21 protein-coding genes and 1 pseudogene are annotated in these 19,029 nt (G+C 41.0%); 15 read left to right on the top strand and 7 right to left on the bottom strand.

The window, feature by feature from the left end; all coding sequences use genetic code 11:
• Positions 1-75 precede the first annotated feature (75 nt).
• The 8 genes from AC3IPL_RS09810 to AC3IPL_RS09775 all read left to right on the top strand — a co-directional run bounded on the left by AC3IPL_RS09810 (position 76) and on the right by AC3IPL_RS09775 (position 7,926).
• Positions 76-1,371: an HD domain-containing protein gene (locus AC3IPL_RS09810; RefSeq protein ID WP_489240878.1), complete on the top strand. Its 1,296-nt coding sequence runs from the start codon at positions 76-78 to the stop codon at positions 1,369-1,371.
• A 10-nt stretch (positions 1,372-1,381) separates the two neighbouring features.
• Positions 1,382-1,891, top strand: a complete 510-nt coding sequence (locus tag AC3IPL_RS09805; RefSeq protein WP_489240877.1) for a YwhD family protein — start codon at positions 1,382-1,384, stop codon at positions 1,889-1,891.
• Between the two features lie 140 nt (positions 1,892-2,031).
• Positions 2,032-2,442, top strand: coding sequence for a YwiB family protein (locus AC3IPL_RS09800; RefSeq protein ID WP_489240876.1), 411 nt, complete (start codon positions 2,032-2,034; stop codon positions 2,440-2,442).
• Positions 2,439-4,097 (top strand): arginine--tRNA ligase, encoded by a 1,659-nt coding sequence (gene argS / locus AC3IPL_RS09795; protein WP_489240875.1) that lies wholly within the window; start codon positions 2,439-2,441, stop codon positions 4,095-4,097. Before AC3IPL_RS09800 ends, argS begins: the two co-directional genes overlap by 4 nt.
• A gap of 101 nt (positions 4,098-4,198) precedes the next feature.
• Positions 4,199-5,032 (top strand): ABC transporter substrate-binding protein, encoded by an 834-nt coding sequence (locus AC3IPL_RS09790; protein WP_489240874.1) that lies wholly within the window; start codon positions 4,199-4,201, stop codon positions 5,030-5,032.
• Positions 5,007-5,948, top strand: a complete 942-nt coding sequence (locus tag AC3IPL_RS09785; RefSeq protein WP_489240873.1) for a FecCD family ABC transporter permease — start codon at positions 5,007-5,009, stop codon at positions 5,946-5,948. Before AC3IPL_RS09790 ends, AC3IPL_RS09785 begins: the two co-directional genes overlap by 26 nt.
• Positions 5,949-5,957: 9 nt before the next feature.
• Positions 5,958-6,995 carry a PQQ-dependent sugar dehydrogenase gene (locus AC3IPL_RS09780; protein ID WP_489240872.1) on the top strand — a complete coding sequence of 346 codons (1,038 nt, stop codon included), beginning with the start codon at positions 5,958-5,960 and terminating at the stop codon, positions 6,993-6,995.
• A gap of 10 nt (positions 6,996-7,005) precedes the next feature.
• Positions 7,006-7,926, top strand: a complete 921-nt coding sequence (locus tag AC3IPL_RS09775) for a magnesium transporter CorA family protein (RefSeq protein WP_489240871.1) — start codon at positions 7,006-7,008, stop codon at positions 7,924-7,926.
• On the opposite strand, the gene AC3IPL_RS09770 is transcribed toward AC3IPL_RS09775, so the two are convergent.
• Positions 7,923-8,420 (bottom strand): NUDIX hydrolase, encoded by a 498-nt coding sequence (locus AC3IPL_RS09770; protein ID WP_489240870.1) that lies wholly within the window; start codon positions 8,418-8,420, stop codon positions 7,923-7,925. The genes AC3IPL_RS09775 and AC3IPL_RS09770 overlap by 4 nt on opposite strands.
• Positions 8,421-8,492: 72 nt before the next feature.
• Between AC3IPL_RS09770 and AC3IPL_RS09765 the strand changes: the two genes are divergently transcribed.
• From AC3IPL_RS09765 to AC3IPL_RS09750, 4 genes are all read left to right on the top strand, one after another.
• Complete coding sequence (locus AC3IPL_RS09765) at positions 8,493-9,182, top strand: HAD family hydrolase (RefSeq protein WP_489240869.1); 690 nt, start codon at positions 8,493-8,495, stop codon at positions 9,180-9,182.
• Positions 9,167-9,877, top strand: coding sequence for a hypothetical protein (locus AC3IPL_RS09760; RefSeq protein ID WP_489240868.1), 711 nt, complete (start codon positions 9,167-9,169; stop codon positions 9,875-9,877). The genes AC3IPL_RS09765 and AC3IPL_RS09760 overlap by 16 nt, the downstream gene beginning before the upstream one ends.
• Before the next feature lie 9 nt (positions 9,878-9,886).
• Positions 9,887-10,678 (top strand): alpha/beta fold hydrolase, encoded by a 792-nt coding sequence (locus AC3IPL_RS09755; protein ID WP_489240867.1) that lies wholly within the window; start codon positions 9,887-9,889, stop codon positions 10,676-10,678.
• Positions 10,679-10,764: 86 nt separating this feature from the next.
• Entirely contained in the window at positions 10,765-11,535 is a 771-nt protein-coding gene (locus AC3IPL_RS09750) for an alpha/beta fold hydrolase (RefSeq protein ID WP_489240866.1), read from the top strand.
• A 55-nt stretch (positions 11,536-11,590) separates the two neighbouring features.
• On the opposite strand, the gene AC3IPL_RS09745 is transcribed toward AC3IPL_RS09750, so the two are convergent.
• The gene (locus AC3IPL_RS09745) at positions 11,591-12,454 is read right to left on the bottom strand and encodes an IS3 family transposase (protein ID WP_489242292.1); all 864 of its coding nucleotides are present in this window, start codon (positions 12,452-12,454) and stop codon (positions 11,591-11,593) included.
• An 11-nt stretch (positions 12,455-12,465) separates the two neighbouring features.
• Complete coding sequence (locus tag AC3IPL_RS09740; protein ID WP_086039228.1) at positions 12,466-12,993, bottom strand: helix-turn-helix domain-containing protein; 528 nt, start codon at positions 12,991-12,993, stop codon at positions 12,466-12,468.
• A 186-nt stretch (positions 12,994-13,179) separates the two neighbouring features.
• On the opposite strand from AC3IPL_RS09740, the gene AC3IPL_RS09735 reads away from it, so the two are divergent.
• Positions 13,180-13,524, top strand: a complete 345-nt coding sequence (locus AC3IPL_RS09735) for a glucose PTS transporter subunit EIIB (RefSeq protein ID WP_096077005.1) — start codon at positions 13,180-13,182, stop codon at positions 13,522-13,524.
• A 26-nt stretch (positions 13,525-13,550) separates the two neighbouring features.
• Positions 13,551-13,739: a PTS glucose transporter subunit IIA gene (locus tag AC3IPL_RS09730; protein WP_198337171.1), complete on the top strand. Its 189-nt coding sequence runs from the start codon at positions 13,551-13,553 to the stop codon at positions 13,737-13,739.
• 205 nt (positions 13,740-13,944) lie between these two features.
• On the opposite strand, the pseudogene AC3IPL_RS09725 reads toward AC3IPL_RS09730, so the two are convergent.
• Positions 13,945-14,493 (bottom strand): annotated as a pseudogene (locus AC3IPL_RS09725) (recombinase family protein); the annotation flags it as partial.
• A gap of 253 nt (positions 14,494-14,746) precedes the next feature.
• Entirely contained in the window at positions 14,747-16,672 is a 1,926-nt protein-coding gene (locus AC3IPL_RS09720) for a heavy metal translocating P-type ATPase (RefSeq protein ID WP_162485230.1), read from the bottom strand.
• A 367-nt stretch (positions 16,673-17,039) separates the two neighbouring features.
• Here AC3IPL_RS09720 and AC3IPL_RS09715 point away from each other — a divergent pair, with 367 nt between their 5' ends.
• Complete coding sequence (locus AC3IPL_RS09715; protein ID WP_048728532.1) at positions 17,040-17,354, top strand: ArsR/SmtB family transcription factor; 315 nt, start codon at positions 17,040-17,042, stop codon at positions 17,352-17,354.
• 172 nt (positions 17,355-17,526) lie between these two features.
• On the opposite strand, the gene AC3IPL_RS09710 is transcribed toward AC3IPL_RS09715, so the two are convergent.
• Entirely contained in the window at positions 17,527-18,390 is an 864-nt protein-coding gene (locus AC3IPL_RS09710) for an IS3 family transposase (protein WP_232779643.1), read from the bottom strand.
• A gap of 11 nt (positions 18,391-18,401) precedes the next feature.
• On the bottom strand, positions 18,402-18,929 hold the full coding sequence (locus AC3IPL_RS09705) for a helix-turn-helix domain-containing protein (RefSeq protein ID WP_086039228.1): 528 nt from the start codon (positions 18,927-18,929) through the stop codon (positions 18,402-18,404).
• Positions 18,930-19,029 lie beyond the last annotated feature (100 nt).

Raw genomic sequence — 19,029 nt, 5'->3', positions numbered from 1 at the left:
TTTTGAGACCTGACTATGTTAAGGTCTCCTTTTTTTGTGGTAAACTTTAGTTAACATTCACTAAAGGAGAACGCTATGTCCTATCAATTTCAGAAAATGCCTGAAGAAAAAGTATTTAAAGATCCTGTACACCGCTACATTCATGTCAGAGATCAATTGATATGGGATTTAATCAAGACGAAGGAATTTCAGCGTCTCCGCCGAATCAAGCAGCTGGGGACATTGTATTTGTCGTTCCATTCAGCAGAGCATTCCCGGTTCAATCATTCGCTCGGTGTATACGAAATCGTGCGCCGGATGATAGACGAAGTATTTCACGGGAGACCGGCATGGCACGATGAAGACCGCCCGCTTGCGTTATGTGCGGCACTACTGCATGACTTAGGACATGGCCCGTTCTCGCACTGTTTCGAGAAGATCTTCAACACCGATCACGAAGCCTATACGCAGGCCATCATTACAGGCGATACAGAAGTCAATGCGGTACTGTCGCGCGTCCATCTGGGATTCCCGGAAGAAGTCGCGGAAGTCATCAATAAGACGCATCCGAACAAACTTGTCATTTCAATGATTTCCTCGCAGATTGATGCGGACCGTATGGATTACTTGCAGCGAGACGCCTATTATACCGGCGTGAGCTACGGCAGCTTTGATATGGAGCGTATTCTCCGCCTGATGCGGCCGACTGAAGACGAAGTGATGATTAAAGACAGCGGTATGCACGCGGTTGAAGATTATTTGATGAGCCGCTATCAGATGTACTGGCAGGTGTATTTCCATCCTGTCAGCCGTGGCGGTGAAGTACTGCTGAACCGCTGCTTCAAACGCGTCAAAGTACTATACGAGGCAGGTTATCAGTTCAAATCACTGCCGACTTATCTGCTGCCGTTCTTCAAAGGAGATGTATCAGTACAGGACTATTTACGGCTCGATGAAACGATCGTCTTCTATTATCTGCAGGAATGGATGTCAGAAGACGATGCCATACTGAGTGATCTATCACAGCGCTTCGTCAATCGTGATTTGTTCAAGTACTTGCCGTTTGACGGCTCTATTATTACGATTGGTGAACTGACAGAACTGTTTGAACGGGCGGGCATCGACCCTGAGTATTATTTCGTCTCAGATTCTTTCAGCGATCTACCGTATGATTATGATCGACCCGGCTCAAATAATAACCGTAAACCCATCCATCTGCTGACCCGCTCCGGCCGCATCAAAGAAATCAGTACACAGTCGGTCATCATCAGCAGTATTACCGGTGTCAACCGGATGGATTACAAGTTATACTATCCGAAAGAACTGATCTTGAACATTGAAGATCTCGAACTTAGAGGAGCAATTATTAATCTGCTCAACGAATTGAACTAGGAGTGATCACATGAGTAATTTTCAATTCAATATCATCAAAAATGACCCGCTGGATGGTCACAAAGGGACCAATATTGGTTCCATCAGTCTCGATAATGTCGCACCTGTGTTCATCGACGTGCTGGACAAACACGCATTCATCGATATCGGTGCGATGCACGCGCGCAGTGAAGTAGAGAAACGCGTCAAATGGATTGATGATGAGGAAGAAGTGAAAGGCGATGCTGCAAAACCATACTGGCTCGTCTGGGTGACGACAGAACGCGGTAAGGACGGCCCTTATTATGCCGGCGTGACAGCATGCTATATGCTTGTCAACAAAGAGAAGAAGCGCGCGTTCAAACGCATGCATGAACATGTCAATATGATGGACAAATCTATGAAGCACCACATCATCGTTGATCATATCGGTGATGACAACAAGCAAGTACTCGCTGATTTTCTGAAGCATCATAACCCGCAGATGTGGGATTTATCTTCTGATGAACTGAAACAGCAGCTGATTGTGTCATCATTGTGAACAAATATTGACTAACTTGTAATTTATTTTTTGGCGTATTAAAATGACGATAGCTATAAAAATAGCTAGGACACTAAAGAAAGCAGGTCTCTGTACCTGCTTTCTTTAATTTTTGTTATAATACAAAATAGGTGATAATTATGAAAGTCTGGGTCACAACAAAACAGAAATTAAAGCAGAATAATGAGCTGATGACCTACCACAACGAAGTAGCAGGTCAGCTCGTCGAACGGCGTGTACCGTACGTATTGTATACTGAAGTGCTGGACGGTGAGCCGATTGACGTACGCGTCAAAATGGACCCTGACGGTATCCGGATCTCGCGCCGCGGTGCCATTAAGATGGATTTTCTATTTGTCTACGGCGAAACGACGCAGAATGTCTATACGACGCCTGCAGGACGTTCGGTCATGGATGTGACGACAACAAAGCTGGATTACAAAGCACTGTCCACCGGTGGCCGCCTGACCATTCACTATCGTTTGAGTGAGAAGGGTGAAGATCTTGGACAATTTAACTATCAATTAGACTATAAGGAGACTACGACATGAATATCGTCAATCAATTAAAGGACACTTTAATAGAAGAAATCAACGCTGCCATCCTCAAAGCAGAGCTGGTCACTGAAGTTCCTGACATCAAAATCGAAGTACCGAAAGATACGGCGAACGGAGACTATTCAACGAACATCGCGATGGTTCTGACGAAGCTTGCTAAACGCAGCCCGCGTGACATTGCAGCATTGATTGTTGAACATCTGGATACATCAAAAGCTCATGTCAAGAAACTCGACATCGCAGGTCCTGGTTTCATCAACTTCTATATGGATAACAGCTATTTGACAGATATCATCGGCGAAGCTCTGACGAAACAAGAAGCATTCGGTCATCATCCGGGTGTCCGCAGTGACAACGTACTGCTGGAATATGTATCAGCCAATCCGACAGGCGATCTGCATATCGGCCATGCCCGTAATGCGGCTGTCGGTGATACACTGGCGAACATTTTGGCAGCAGCAGGCTACCATGTCACGCGCGAATATTACATCAATGATGCTGGTAAGCAGATTGAAAATCTGGCCTATTCGATCGAAGCGCGCTACTTACAGGCACTCGGCAAGCCCGCAGAGCTGCCTGAAGACGGCTATCACGGCAAAGACATCATCAACATTGGCAAAGAACTTGCTGACAAAGAACCAGGCTACGCTTCAGCTGACAGAGAAGAGCGCATCAAAGTGTTCCGTCAACTTGGACTCGACTACGAAATGAAGAAACTGAAGCAGGATTTAGCGGACTTCAATGTCCAGTTTGATAACTGGTTCAGCGAAACGTCATTATATGAAACAGGGGCTATCGACCGTGCACTTGAAACGATGACAGCGAACGGCTATATCTTTGAAGCGGAAGATGCAACGTGGTTACGTACGACGGATTTCGGCGACGACAAAGACCGTGTGCTGATCAAAAAAGACGGGACATATACGTACTTCCTGCCTGACATCGCTTATCATTATGACAAGATTCAGCGCGGCAATGATGTACTCATCAACTTGTTCGGTGCGGATCATCACGGCTATATTCCACGTCTCAAAGCTTCACTCGATACACTCGGCGTTCCATCTGACCGCCTTGAAGTGCAGGTCATGCAGATGGTGCGTCTGCTGCAGGACGGTCAGGAAGTGAAGATGAGCAAGCGTACCGGCAATGCCATCACACTTCGAGACATTATGGACGAAGTAGGGGTTGATGCGGCGCGTTACTTCTTGACGATGCGCAGTGCGGATACACACTTTGACTTTGATATGGAACTGGCGAAGAGCCAGTCAAGTGACAACCCTGTCTACTACGCTCAGTATGCCCACGCGCGTATCTGTTCAATTATCCGTACAGCGGCAGAGCAGGGCATTACAATAGATCGTGAAGCTGACTTATCACTCATTACGAATGACAAAGCGTTTGAACTATTGAAGCGCGTAGCCGATTTTGAAGGTGTGATTGACAGCGCAGCAGAAAACCGTGCACCGCACCGAATGACGAATTACATTCAAGATCTCGCGAGCCACTTCCACAAGTTCTACAACGCAGAAAAAGTACTGACAGACGACATTGAAAAATCAACAGCTCATGTAGCATTGATTGAAGCAGTCAGAATAACGCTGCATAATGCGCTGACATTAGTCGGTGTAACTGCACCGGAACGCATGTAATCGTGTTAAACACCATCATTCCTCAGAGTGATGGTGTTTTTTTAGTGGTGAACGGATGCAAATTATGCGTTCTCCGCTATAATAAAAACAAGGAGGTGCCTATGAAGAAACTATTACTCATGATTGTATTACTGCTTGCTGCCTGTCAGCCGGTAGATTCGCCGAACAAGCTGCGTATTATCAGCTTGATGCCGAGTAACACAGAGATTCTATACGAACTCGGACTCGGTGATGCTGTCATCGGTGTATCGACAGAAGATGATTATCCCGCTGACGTGAAGACGAAGCTTAAATTTGATGGGTTTAATCTCAATAAAGAAGCTCTGCTGAAAGCGAGGCCAACGCATATTGTTACCCATGAATCCGCCCGCAATGCCCAGCACAAAATATTAGCCGACTTAAAAGCGCGGGGCGTCACCATCATCTATGTCAAAGAGGCAGTTCGCCTGTCACAACTTGATGAGACATTCATGCAGGTCGCAGAGGCTGTTGACCGGGTGGATGAAGGCAGGCGATTATCACAGCGCGTCACTGAAGACATTGATGACGTCATACGCCGTTATCCATCCGCAGGAGGTCAGCGTGTCTTCATGGAAGTGTCGTCGGCACCAGAAATTTATACGAGCGGCAGCGGAACATTGTTTGACGATATGATTACGCGTCTTGGAGCAGTGAATGTCTTTCATGACATTGACGGCTGGCAGCCGGTATCAAAGGAAGCCATCGTGCGCCGTAATCCTGATGTACTCATTTCAACGACCGGTCAAAGTGCCGCAGCGTATCGGCAGACGATTGAGCGTCGCGGCGGCTTCAATGAAACGACGGCAGTCAAGCAGTCTCGGATTGATGCGCTGAATGATGATTTATTCACGCGGCCGGGACCGCGGATAGCGAAAGGGCTTGAGGCACTTGCGACGATACTCGCTGATCAATAGCATAGTCGTTGTGCTCCTCTTCTTCGTTTCAGCTCTGCAGTTGTTTGTGCAGATGGGTTTCCCGGAGACACCGCTTGAATGGTCGATCCTCACTGATATCCGGCTGCCGAGGCTGTTATTAGGACTGATGGCAGGGTTCATCCTCGCTATTACAGGAGCAGTGTTTCAGACGATGTTCAACAATCCACTTGCCGATTCCTTCTCACTAGGAATTGCAAGCGGCGCGAGCTTCGGCAGTGCGTTGGGCATTGTGCTGGGCTTGAGTTTGACGATGACCGCATTAGCCAGTATTGTGTCCAGTCTGTCGACACTAGTGGTCGTTATCTTGCTCACTTATCAGCTCTTCCATGCGCATCAAAAGACTGGAATGGTGCTGTTCGGTATGTTTATTAACTTCTTCTTCTCTAGTGCGTTGTACGGGCTGGTCATCTTAAGACCAGACGAGTCGCGGTCGCTCCTTAACTATTTGTTCGGCAGTGTCGGCAGTGCTGAATGGCAGGACATTATCATACTTATACCAGTCATACTGATAGGGACCGGATTTCTCCTCTATCATGCCCGAGCGATCGCTATTATGGCGACCGGAGAGACGATTGCGAGAAGTCTTGGGATTAGTACGACAACACTTATGTATGTGATTCTCACTGTTGCTTCGATCATGACTGCAGTACTGATCAGCATGACCGGTATTATCGGTTTTGTCGGACTTATTGTGCCGCAATTGTACAGAACAATGAACGACCGTTTCACCGTGAAGTTATTATGGACCGGGGTAGTTGGCAGTCTTGCTGTCATCATGTCGGATTTCCTAGGTAATATCATACTATCACCTGTCCAGATACCAGTCAGTGTCATCCTTGCCTTTTTAGGACTGCCGCTGCTTTTGGTCATCACGATTCGGACAGTCAGAAAGTAGGAGTGTGTCATGAAAAAATATATCATTTTAATGCTGCTGCTCGCCGGATGTCAGAATGAGGAAAAACCAGCTGAAGAACCGACTGAAGAGCCGAAACCATCATCTCAACAACCGGATGGTAGAATTGCTTCAAATCTCAATATTCCTTGGCAGATTGCCAAAAATGGTGATGAACTCATTGTGACTGAACGTGAAGGGACGATACAATCCATCAAAAATCAGCAAAAGACTGCATTGAAGCTGTCGCTTAACAAGCCGATAGTAGCAACAGGCGAAAGTGGTCTGCTTGGGTTCGTGCTGCACCCGGATGATGCGGACAAAGCCTTCCTCTACTATACGTATGAAGATAATGGACTGAAGAACCGAGTGGTGACTGTTACTCGTGACGGCAATGCGTGGTCTGAAGATGCTGCACTGCTGGACGATATTACAGGAGGCGTGACGCATAACGGCGGACGGCTGGAGCTGTCCCCGGACAATCAGCTGTACATTACAGTCGGTGACGGCGGTAACGCCGATCTTGCACAGGACAAAGAAGCGCTTGCCGGTAAGATTCTCAAAATGAACTTAGACGGTTCCGTGCCGGATGATAATCCATTTGACAACTATATTTACAGTTACGGCCACCGCAATCCGCAGGGCATCGTCTTTAAAGATGACAAAATCTATGCTGTAGAACACGGTAATTCAAATCATGACGAAATCAATGAAATACAAAAAGGACATAACTATGGCTGGCCGGTCATTGAGGGAGACGAGCAGCAGGACGGTATGGAAACGCCGATTTACGAAACGGGTGACAGTACGCTTGCACCGTCCGGCATTGACATTAAAGGAGATGTGCTCTATATTGCAGCGCTGAGAGGAGAATCTATTCAGCAGTATGACATTGAATCAGGAGAGCTGACGCCACTTGTAACAGATCAAGGGCGTATTAGAGATGTGCTCATTGACGGGGATGTGCTGTACTATATTACAAATAATACAGATGGTAGAGGCAATCCTGACAGCACTGATGATCAGCTTATCAAAATAACCTTAAAGTGAGGACGAAACGATGGAAACGATTTATCGGTACTGTGAAGGAAGCTGGGACAAGCTGTTTATTGAGCCGGATGACATGAAATCGCACAATCAGTCGTGGACAGAACGACTGGCTGACCTGCTTCAGTTTGACGGTAATATCGTCAGAATTGAAGCGAAGGAAGATTACAATGAAGTATGGGGGTCCTACATTTACTATCAAAACCTGGAAGAGAAGGATGACAACAAAGCATTTAAGTTTTATTTGTCAAAAGATGAACTGGTGCTCATTCATCTGAATATCGCAGAACACTTGGACACAGACGATACAGCGCTTCTTAGAGATACTAGCAGGCGGACGCCGATTGAAAATTTTTTAGTCATTCTGAAAAATACAACCGATACTTACATGAAGCAGATTGACCATTTTGAACGTGTGCTCCATTCCATTCTCTGGCAAGTCAAAGAGCGCAACAATACAGACATTCTTGACGCAGTAGCAAAAGCCGACCATCAGCTGCTCATCTGTAAGACACAGGTAGTGACAGTCACAGAAGTTCAGATGGTCATTCAAGAAGCGTTTGATGCTGAACTGGATCATAACAAGTATTTTAAGCAGCTGGACCATCGTCTCAAGCGAGCTAGGTTTCTGATCGATGCCTATGAACAGGAAATCGATGCGCTATTAGATTTTGAAAGTGTTGTTTCTTCTCATCGCGGCAACGAAATTACGAAGACATTGACATTGTTTACAGCACTGTTCACTCCAGGGACACTGCTCGGCGCCATCTGGGGTATGAACTTCAAATATATGCCTGAACTCGACTGGAAAATCGGTTATTTATTGGCGCTGCTGTTGATTATCGGTGCGACGTTCGGTGTCTATTTCTATTTGAAAGGCAAGGGCTGGATGGGCGACCTGCTCGACACGCACAACAAGAAGAAATTCTTCTAGCGCTTCTGCTGCCACTGGTAGAACGCTGCAATATGCAGGGCGTTTGAGAATGAACCGTCTGTAATCGCCTGGTCAATCGCTGCAGGTGTCATGAAGCTCACCTGAATGTCTTCGAATACGTCTAGTGACGGCTGCGTAGTTTGAGTGATAGTAGTGACGGCGACTGTCGTACAGCGATTCGTCATGAGTGCGGGATTCGGCCGCATCGTGCCGATGATAGCAGGCTTTCCTGTATAGCCGGTCTCCTCCTGCAGTTCACGGACGGCCGCACGAACGGGGTCTTCTCCTTCTTCAATGACACCGCCCGGGAATTCGAGTGTCATTTCCTCTGTGCCGATCCGGTACTGAGATTCGACCAGCAGCAGGCCGTCTGCTTCTGCGATGATGGCCACCCAGTCCGGTGCGTCGATCTGATAGAACGTACCGTCTATGCCGTTGATATGTTTAGTGACTGTGTTGACGCTGAATACGCGATAGTCATGTCTATGGATCATTGGCTTACCTCCTGATAGTGTTGTTACTATTTTAGCAAATGGGGTAAGATAATAAAAAACTGGAGGTTCATCATGATTAGTGCCATTATATTTGATTTGGACGGGACGCTTATGGACCGCGATAAGTCACTCCGATTATTTCTTGAAGATCAGTATGAGTATTATCATAACTATATGTTGAACGTGCAGCAGGCTGATTTCATCAATTATTTCATTGAGTACGATGACCACGGGTATGCGCCGACTTTGGAAGTGTATCAACGATTGTTCAAAGAGCTGGATATCAGCTATGTTGTGCCGGAAGACTTGCTGGATGATTTCAATGCCAGATTCCCGCAGTTTGCCTACGGTTATGACGATACGCTCGATACACTGCGCAGGCTGCAGGCACGCGGCTACAAACTTGGCATCATCACTAACGGTGAGACAGAGCATCAAACGATGTTGATTGACGTGCTTGGCCTTGAGACGATAGTGACAGGGTTTGTCATTTCAGAGCAGGTCGGTTACCGGAAGCCTGAACCGCAAATATTTCAGGCGATGATGGACCAGTTGAGTGAAAGGCCGGAACATTGTATGTTTATTGGCGACCATCCTGATCACGACGTCAGAGCGAGCCATGATCTTGGCATGGTGTCAGTCTTCAAAGACAACGGCTATTTTGAAGCACCACCGCAGGCAGTAATGGATTACCGGATTACGCATCTTATTGAACTGCTGGATCTACTTGAAGAGGAGGATGTCTCATGGAAACTCGATTGAATATCACTGAAGCAGTCGTCACACAAGGTGGCATTTTTGAACAGATCAATGCCGAGGCACGGACCGATCTATCATCAAGCGTCGAAGCGAATGAACTGACAATCGGTAAGACCGGCGATGTCTTTATTGAGGGCCGGTTGAACGCCTCTTATATTAACAACAAAGGAATTCTTGATGTCATGGATACAATCGAGACGGAAGAACTGACGAATCATCAAGAGGCGCTCGTCAAAGCAGGAGATCACGTCGGCGCAGGAATCATCGATAACGACGGCACACTTGAATTGGCCCGGAGCTTAAGAGCTGAAGCACTGCAGTCCAGAGGAAGCATTCAAGCAGGAGTCGTCAACGTAACGACATTCCGCTCTGAAGGCAAGCTCGCGATTGAAGAGCTGACGGCAGAAGAACTTCATATCAAAGTAGCGGATCATAGTTCCATCAATTATATCAATGCAGCGAATGTATCGATCAAGGCGAAACGACAAGGACTGCTGCTCAAAGATGACGATGCGAAGCTTAGCGCAGCAGAAATTACAGGCAGTGACATTCATATAGAGAATGTCATCGCTGACCTCGTGCGTGGTGACCGCGTCACTATCGGACCTCACTGCATCATCAAAGTGGTGGAATATACTGAGCGCTATGACTTGGATGAATCATCAGAAATATATGAGCTTGGCAAGATGAGAGATTAGGAGACACTTATGAATATTATAATTAGCGGCAGAGATACAGCGATTCACTACGAGATTACTGGTAACGGCTATCCACTGATACTACTGCACGGACAATATATGAATACAACGATGTTCGATACATTTGAACGTGAACTGATACAGGATTACCAGCTGATTAAGGTGGACTTAAGAGGGCATGGTCTGTCTGACAAGCCGCTTCGAATCAATATGGATGACTATATAGAAGATGTGATGAATGTCATGGCTGAACTGTATATTACGAAGGCACACTTCCTAGGTTACGGTCTCGGTGGGATGGTCGCTCAGGCCATCGCCATTCGTTATCCTGAACGTGTGCAGCGGCTCATTCTGGTCAGCGTCGGCAATGAGCCGTTCAAAGACTCAGAAGAACGTTTCCGCATGGGATTTGTCAACATACTGCGGACAATGAAGGAGAAGGAACGCACTAAACTGCTGAATCAATACATGTATCATGACCCTAAAAAAGTCAACCGCTGGATGCGCGGCTTGAAGGATTCTGAGACGTCTATGACAGAGCTTGAAACGAAAGCAGTCAAACATTCTACTGACGGCGTTGATCTGTTGAGTCAGTCACATCTCATTACGGCACCGACGATGATTGTCAGCGGCGAACATGATCACTTGATTCAGCCGGATCACGGTAGAACGCTGAGTGAGAAGATTCCGAACTCAAGTTACATGCTGTTTGATAACAGCGGACATGCTCCGATGATTGAAGAGAAAGAACGCTTCATACAGGATGTCAAAAGGTTTCTGTCACCGTCGCTAGATGTATAGTCTGAATGGTAAATTGAATAAAACAAGTCATTTATCATTAAACAATACATAAAGGGGTACTGTTAGTTAAAAGGAGGACTCAGACGATGAAAACTTTTAATTCTGATGGGTCTGTAATTGCATATGAAGTAACAGGTCAAGGAGAACCTCTAATACTAATTCACGGAATTAACGGCAATATGGAAATGTTCTATCATAACGTCCAGGAATTAAGCAAGTATTACATGGTGATTACTTATGATCTCCGAGGTCATGGCAAATCAGACAGACCCTTAAATTATTCTATGGAAGATCATATCAATGACTGCTTCACGCTCATCAAGCATCTCGGCATTAAGCGCACGAATGTATTAGGCTTCTCGCTAGGTGCATATATTGCGTTAGGGTTTGCTATCAATTATCCGGAATACTTAAATAAATTAATACTGGTTGGCGGCAAAGCACACGGTGAAGTAAGCTCCTTTGCACGATTGATGACGAAACATCGTCACGAAATTAAAGGACTGACAAAAAAAGAAGTGCTCGAAAAGCTCAATCCTTATATTTATCACAATACAGCGATTGTTAAAGAGTGGCTGGAGAAAGTCACAGATTATTCAACGATGACTGCGAATGAAGAGGCTATTGCGTCACGCAGCGTATCGAACTTTGATTTTAGAGACGACATGAAATACATCGACAAAGAAGTGCTGCTCATTGTCGGCGAACATGATGGACTGAACCCGCCGAATGAAAGTGAAGAGATAGAACAGAGTGTGAAACGCAGCTTCCTTGTTGAATTTAATCAGTCAGGACATGCCCCGCTCGCTGAGGAACATGAGCGTTTCAACGACATTGTTCATTATTTTTTGAGCTGATGCATCAGAAAAAACCTTTCTTGATTGTAGTGAACCCAAAAAGTTGAACTTTTTATTAAGCTACTTTCATTAAAGCAAGATTTCTGTATTCTACAGGAGTCTTGCTTTTTAATTTTCTCTTCTTTCTGACTAAATTATAATACTCCATATAGTCAATAATCTCCTCTTCTAGTTCATCATAAGAATCAAATGTTTCTCCATAAAACATTTCTTGTTTTAAAATACCAAAGAAATTCTCCATCGGAGAATTATCAAGACAATTACCTTTTCTAGACATGCTTTGAATAATTCTATTCTTTTTCAAAGATTGTACCCAAGATTTATGCTGATATTGCCACCCTTGATCGGAATGGATTGTAGTTCTATAGGGAAGGTCTGGAATTACATTAATTGCTTTTAACAATGATTCCACAACGAATTCCAATGTTGGACGCTTACTAATTGAATAAGAAATAATCTCTTTCGAACATACATCAAAAATTGTTGACAGATATAGCTTAGTTCCATTTTTAATGTTGAATTGTGTTACATCAGTAAGTAATTTTTGATATGGGCGATTAGTTACGAATCTGCGATTCAATTTATTCTTAGCTGTTTTGCCAACTTTCCCTTTGTACGACTTATATGTTCTATTTCTATGCTTAAACTTTGTACAAAGTAAATTATTTTCTCTCATTATTCTAAGAACTTTTTTATGGTTAACTACAAAACCTAACTCTCTTAGTTCGTCGGTTACTGTACGATAACCTATCCTATTTTTATGTTTGTTAATGATTTCTTTAATCAAAGTAATTAAATAATTGTCTTTATGTTTAGTGACACTAAGTCGTAATTTCCAATAATGGTATACACTTTTCGCTATCATAGCTACTGATAATATTTCTTTTAACTTATAGTTAGATTCATTCCTTAACTCAATAATAGCAGCTACTATTTCTTTGTTTGATTTTTTCGAGCTAAGGATTGTAACTTTTTTTCGAGAGCAATTGCGATTTCTAATCTCCTGTTTTCCTCACGTAAGCGTATTAATTCTTGTCGTTCACTTTCGTTTAAACTAGTGTTATCAACCTTTTTATTTTTCATAGTTTTAGACGCACGACCCTTCGGTTTTGATTCTAAACCTAGGATACCATATTGATTGTATTTCATCTGCCACTGAGCTATTAAAGTAGGATTAGTAATATCAAAGATTCTAGCAGTTTCTTTATATGAAAGTTGATTAGTAATTCTATACTGAATGATTCTTAATTTTTCATCTGTTGAATATTTCTTTCTGGTCATACTGGATATAAGACCGTCAATACCGAAGGTATCAAATTGGTAAGTCCATGTTTTTAGTTGTGAAGGATCGATATCATATTTGTTACTTAATGAATCATAACCAATATTTCCTTCTTTATATTCTTTGATTAGTTTTAATTTAAAATCAAGATCATGCTTTTTATTCAAAATAAACACCCCTAAAGTTGAATTTTAAGGTTCAACTTTAGGGGTGCACTTCAAAAGAAGGCACTCTCTTCGGGTTTTCGGTCTGTACTGAAATCAAGGTATTATTGGGAATCCCAGCTTAAATCATAGATACCGTAAGGGATTTTATTCTTTATTTAAAACTTTGCAACAGAACCTTTTTGTTTATATTATTTTATTTTTAAATTTGCTATTATTAAATGGAATTTAAAAACTCCAGGTAGAGAAGTAGAGGATGTTGTTATTTCTGGTACTGTTGAAAATACTACAGATTCTAAAGAGCTTTTAGAAGCGATCATTGTTGCTGTCGGTGGTAAAGATAATATTGAAAAAGTAGATGCTTGTTTTACACGTTTGAGAATAACTTTAAAAGAGCCAAGTAAAGTTGAATCAAGTACTCATTTCACGGAAAAACTAGGGGCAAATGGTGTTGTTAATGTTCCATCTGGTATTCAAATTATTTATGGTAATAAAGCAGCAGTCTATAAGACAGAAATGAGAGAATTACTAGAAATGGAGTAATTGTTTCTTTGAAGGGAAGATAAAGTGTGAATTTATTTAAAAAATTTAAAAAGAAGACGAACCAATTAACCCTACATAGCATAAATACAGGGGTATTTGTTCCAATTACAGAGGTGAAAGATGATGTGTTTTCTCAGAAAATGTTAGGGGATGGTTTTGCTATTAGACCTAATATAAAAGAGGTATATTCACCGATTAGTGGTAGAAGCATTTAGAGGGTCAGGATACCCTGATATGCCAGAGTTAGAACTGGCTCCTCATTTAGATTGGTATAAAGATGTAGATATACGTAAAGAATACAATTGAGTTATATAATATCTGTAGAATCGAATAAACTAAAACGCATTTTAAGACTGTTTCGTGGAGAGTCATCCACTCGGAGATTCGAAACTGCCTTAAAATGCTTTTTTTTTTTTACTATTTTAAATATCGATAGAGTGTAGCCTTACTAATACCAGTCATTTCCGTAATTTCTTTTACACTATATTCCTGACTGTCATATAGTTTCACTGCTCTTTCAATATCTCGTTGATTAACGCGTGGGCGACCACCTTTTCTACCTCTAGCCCGCGCGCTTTTTAAACCTTCTTTCGTACGCTCTACAATCAAATCACGCTCAAACTGACTGAATGCTTGGAAAACGGTCATCATTAAGCGTCCTTGGGGTGTACTAGTATCGAAGTTTTCTTTCAGACTTACAAGCTTCACTTTATGCTCTTCAAAGTAAGTAACGAGATCAATTAAATCTTTAGTACTACGACCTAGACGCGAGAAACTTTCCACTATAACTGTGTCTCCAGGGCGTATCTTATCTTTTAGTCGGTTCAGCTGAGGCCGATCGGATTTTGTTCCAGTCATTTTTTCAGTAAGGATCTCATTGCAATTTTGTTCATTGAGTAAATCTAGTTGTCGGTTTAACTCTTGTGATCGTGTACTCACTCTAGCATAGCCATATATATATCCATTCATAAAACTCATCCTTTTTTTGATTTTATTGTATCATAAATGGTTGTTAAAGATTCATACATAAAGAAAAAAGTTTTGATACTGAAAAGGACTACTTTTTTAGTAAAAAAACAGTCCTTAAAAATCGTATCATAATCGATTATTTTTGAGACAAAGTAATTTATAAAAAATATGCCTCTAACGTTTTTAGAACGTTAAAGGCATATTAACTTCAGACAGTTATTACTATACCCTAGCTTTATGGGTTTTGATAGAATTAATTAGATTTTAATAAACGAAGTCCATTCAGAATAACGACCAACGTACTTCCTTCATGAAGGAAGACACTAATTGCAATATCCGTCAAACCTAAGAAACTAGCAATAATTAAAAAGACAACAACGGCCATTGAGAAAAAAATATTTTGCCAAATGACACGATTCATTTTGGTTGCAATATTATGAGATTGTACCAATTTGGATAAATTATTCTGCATTAAAACCAAATCAGACACTTCTACTGCTACATCTGTTCCTTCCCCCATGGCAATACCTACATCTGCATTAACAAGGGCAGGGGCATCATTTACACCATCACCCACCATTGCTGTTACGCCGTATTTCTCTTTTTGCTCGTCAATAATTCGAGATTTATCTTCTGGCATGACATTCGCGATTACTTCATCTATTCCTAATTGTTCTGCAACTGCTTTTCCTGTCATTTCTGAGTCACCAGTAATTAAAGTGGTGTGTATGCCGTGTTCTTTAAAGTAATTAATAGTTTCTTTTGCATGTTCACTTGGAATGTCCATGAGAGCTATAAGTCCAATGACATTCTCATCTTCTGCTACGTATACGACTGTCTTACCTTCTGATGCCCATTCCTTATTTAAACGAATATATTCATTTTCAACATTGTCAAACGAAGTTGGTTTTCCAATCCGATAATTTCTTCCGTTATAATCTCCCGTCAACCCTTTACCAATCTGATTTTCTACTTCAATGGTAAGCTTATTTTTTTGTTCAAACTTTCTTAGAATGGCATCTGCTAAAGGGTGATTGGATTCTTTTTCAAGAGCCACTACGATATCAATAATATTTTCTTCATTCACAGAATCGGCAAAATAATAATTGGTTACTTCTGGTTTTCCTTTGGTCAAAGTTCCCGTCTTATCAAACGCAATTGCTTGAGTATCAGCTAATTGAGACAGATAAGAACTACCTTTTGAAAGGACACCTTTTTTGGCCAGGTTAGAGGTTGTTGATAAGGTTACCGATACGGTAGCTGCTGCTAAAGCACAGGGTGAAGCTGCAACTAAAAGAACCAATCCCCTATAAATACTTTGTGACCATGTCCAATCAAGTAGAACAGGAGCCAATAACACGAACAGGGGAATGGCAATTAAAACAACTGTGACGTATTTCGGTTCGAATTTTTGGATAATACTCGCAGCTTTTGTTTGATTATCTTGGTTCTGGTTCACTAATTGTAAAATTTTTGAAAATACTGTATCTTCGTTTTCTTTGGTGACTTCCATTGTAAACGTGCCTGTCCCATTAATCGTACTCCCAAAAACGGTATCTCCTTTTGTTTTTTCATTGGGTATACTTTCACCATTAATAGACGATTCATCAATGGAAGTAGAGCCAGATAAAATGACTCCATCAATGGGTACTTGGTCACCGTTTAGTACTTGAAGTTGGTCCCCAACTGTTAATTCACTGACGTCAACAATCTTTGTATTCCCATCAGGCAAAATTAACCGAGCAGTTGTTGGGTTCATTTCGAGTAATTTCGTTATTTCTCGTCTACTTCTTCCTTCAGCGTAATCTTCCAGGAAATGTGCGCCTGAAAAAATGAGAATCAACAACGTTCCTTCCCAAAAATTCCCTATCGCTGAAGCTCCTATAGCCGCTAATCCCATTAAAATATGAGAATTAGGCGTAAACTTATTATTTGCTTTTGTATTCTCAATTGTCTCTCCAAGACCTTCCAGAACAATGACATGATAGCCCGCACTAATTGTGGCGAGTGAGAACATGATGTTTTTAATTAATTGATATTCTCCACTTAAGAACAATGCAACAATTGCCAATGCCAAACCAATAAAGTATAGAATAATAGGCATCTTCCCGTGATTGTGATCATGGTCGTGGTTATGTTTCTCTTTTTCCTGTGAATGTTGCTCTTTGGTAGTTTCCATTTCTATCACCTTTCTATTAAATTTCTTTGATTTTTGTTGACTTTTTTGTGCCTTGCAAATTCTGAGCTCGTTTGTTTGCTTAAGTAAGGCAAGGATTCATATGGTTTGGGCTTATCCAGTCTCCATCTCCTTTTATTTGTAAATCGGAATGATTATGATAAAGATATGAAGTTACATTCATATGTTTACAAAATCATAATAACTCACTGTATGAGTTTTGTCAAGACAAGATGCTTCTTATTCAAATGGACTACTATTGCTGATACAAAAGTCTTAATTTTGTCTATAAACAAAAAACTAGCATCGTTTTACTCATGTGGTATTATATATATATGAATGGAAAATCATGTGAGAGGAATAAGATCATATGGATACATCAACAACTTCGCCAATCAATAAAGAGAAGATCCAATCAATAAGCAAAGTATTCAAAGTGATTAGTGACCCTACACGCTTGTCAATTCTCTTTCTTTTACAGAAAGAAGAGCTCAGTGTTGGAAACATTGTGCTTGCATTGGATATGGAACAGTCCGCGATTTCACACCAACTAAAAATATTGAAAGATTCACGTTTAGTGAAGGCAAGAAGAGAAGGGAAAAGCATGGTTTACAGTCTTGATGATCTTCATGTTTTCAGTATTCTCGAACAAGTCTTAACTCATATCAATGAACAAGAACAATAAAAGCTAATAAGGTATAAAAGGTTCTGTTGCAAAGTTTTAAATAAAGAATAAAATCCCTTACGGTATCTATGATTTAAGCTGGGATTCCCAATAATACCTTGATTTCAGTACAGACCGAAAACCCGAAGAGAGTGCCTTCTTTTGTAGTGAACCCAAAAAGTTGAACTTTTTATTAAGCTACTTTCATTAAAGCAAGATTTCTGTATTCTACAGGAGTCTTGCTTTTTAATTTTCTCTTCTTTCTGACTAAATTATAATACTCCATATAGTCAATAATCTCCTCTTCTAGTTCATCATAAGAATCAAATGTTTCTCCATAAAACATTTCTTGTTTTAAAATACCAAAGAAATTCTCCATCGGAGAATTATCAAGACAATTACCTTTTCTAGACATGCTTTGAATAATTCTATTCTTTTTCAAAGATTGTACCCAAGATTTATGCTGATATTGCCACCCTTGATCGGAATGGATTGTAGTTCTATAGGGAAGGTCTGGAATTACATTAATTGCTTTTAACAATGATTCCATAACGAATTCCAATGTTGGACGCTTACTAATTGAATAAGAAATAATCTCTTTCGAACATACATCAAAAATTGTTGACAGATATAGCTTAGTTCCATTTTTAATGTTGAATTGTGTTACATCAGTAAGTAATTTTTGATATGGGCGATTAGTTACGAATCTGCGATTCAATTTATTCTTAGCTGTTTTGCCAACTTTCCCTTTGTACGACTTATATGTTCTATTTCTATGCTTAAACTTTGTACAAAGTAAATTATTTTCTCTCATTATTCTAAGAACTTTTTTATGGTTAACTACAAAACCTAACTCTCTTAGTTCGTCGGTTACTGTACGATAACCTATCCTATTTTTATGTTTGTTAATGATTTCTTTAATCAAAGTAATTAAATAATTGTCTTTATGTTTAGTGACACTAAGTCGTAATTTCCAATAATGGTATACACTTTTCGCTATCATAGCTACTGATAATATTTCTTTTAACTTATAGTTAGATTCATTCCTTAACTCAATAATAGCAGCTACTATTTCTTTGTTTGATTTTTTCGAGCTAAGGATTGTAACTTTTTTTCGAGAGCAATTGCGATTTCTAATCTCCTGTTTTCCTCACGTAAGCGTATTAATTCTTGTCGTTCACTTTCGTTTAAACTAGTGTTATCAACCTTTTTATTTTTCATAGTTTTAGACGCACGACCCTTCGGTTTTGATTCTAAACCTAGGATACCATATTGATTGTATTTCATCTGCCACTGAGCTATTAAAGTAGGATTAGTAATATCAAAGATTCTAGCAGTTTCTTTATATGAAAGTTGATTAGTAATTCTATACTGAATGATTCTTAATTTTTCATCTGTTGAATATTTCTTTCTGGTCATACTGGATATAAGGCCGTCAATACCGAAGGTATCAAATTGGTAAGTCCATGTTTTTAGTTGTGAAGGATCGATATCATATTTGTTACTTAATGAATCATAACCAATATTTCCTTCTTTATATTCTTTGATTAGTTTTAATTTAAAATCAAGATCATGCTTTTTATTCAAAATAAACACCCCTAAAGTTGAATTTTAAGGTTCAACTTTAGGGGTGCACTTCAGATTGGAAAGGTTTTTTTGTGGTATATATGTGTTAAGCGATCCAGAACGGATTTAA

Source organism: Macrococcus sp. GL_134, from assembly GCF_057834705.1.
The sequence above is the reverse complement of the archived record's forward strand: the minus strand, read 5'-3'. Positions and strand labels throughout refer to the sequence as shown.

What these genes read in the sequence shown, in the direction of transcription:
- AC3IPL_RS09810 (WP_489240878.1), top strand. Translation starts at nt 76, where the DNA reads ATGTCCTATCAATTTCAGAAAATGCCTGAAGAAAAAGTATTTAAAGAT.
- AC3IPL_RS09805 (WP_489240877.1), top strand. Translation starts at nt 1,382, where the DNA reads ATGAGTAATTTTCAATTCAATATCATCAAAAATGACCCGCTGGATGGT.
- AC3IPL_RS09800 (WP_489240876.1), top strand. Translation starts at nt 2,032, where the DNA reads ATGAAAGTCTGGGTCACAACAAAACAGAAATTAAAGCAGAATAATGAG.
- argS (WP_489240875.1), top strand. Translation starts at nt 2,439, where the DNA reads ATGAATATCGTCAATCAATTAAAGGACACTTTAATAGAAGAAATCAAC.
- AC3IPL_RS09790 (WP_489240874.1), top strand. Translation starts at nt 4,199, where the DNA reads ATGAAGAAACTATTACTCATGATTGTATTACTGCTTGCTGCCTGTCAG.
- AC3IPL_RS09780 (WP_489240872.1), top strand. Translation starts at nt 5,958, where the DNA reads ATGAAAAAATATATCATTTTAATGCTGCTGCTCGCCGGATGTCAGAAT.
- AC3IPL_RS09775 (WP_489240871.1), top strand. Translation starts at nt 7,006, where the DNA reads ATGGAAACGATTTATCGGTACTGTGAAGGAAGCTGGGACAAGCTGTTT.
- AC3IPL_RS09770 (WP_489240870.1), bottom strand. Translation starts at nt 8,420, where the DNA reads ATGATCCATAGACATGACTATCGCGTATTCAGCGTCAACACAGTCACT.
- AC3IPL_RS09765 (WP_489240869.1), top strand. Translation starts at nt 8,493, where the DNA reads ATGATTAGTGCCATTATATTTGATTTGGACGGGACGCTTATGGACCGC.
- AC3IPL_RS09760 (WP_489240868.1), top strand. Translation starts at nt 9,167, where the DNA reads ATGGAAACTCGATTGAATATCACTGAAGCAGTCGTCACACAAGGTGGC.
- AC3IPL_RS09755 (WP_489240867.1), top strand. Translation starts at nt 9,887, where the DNA reads ATGAATATTATAATTAGCGGCAGAGATACAGCGATTCACTACGAGATT.
- AC3IPL_RS09750 (WP_489240866.1), top strand. Translation starts at nt 10,765, where the DNA reads ATGAAAACTTTTAATTCTGATGGGTCTGTAATTGCATATGAAGTAACA.
- AC3IPL_RS09720 (WP_162485230.1), bottom strand. Translation starts at nt 16,672, where the DNA reads ATGGAAACTACCAAAGAGCAACATTCACAGGAAAAAGAGAAACATAAC.
- AC3IPL_RS09715 (WP_048728532.1), top strand. Translation starts at nt 17,040, where the DNA reads ATGGATACATCAACAACTTCGCCAATCAATAAAGAGAAGATCCAATCA.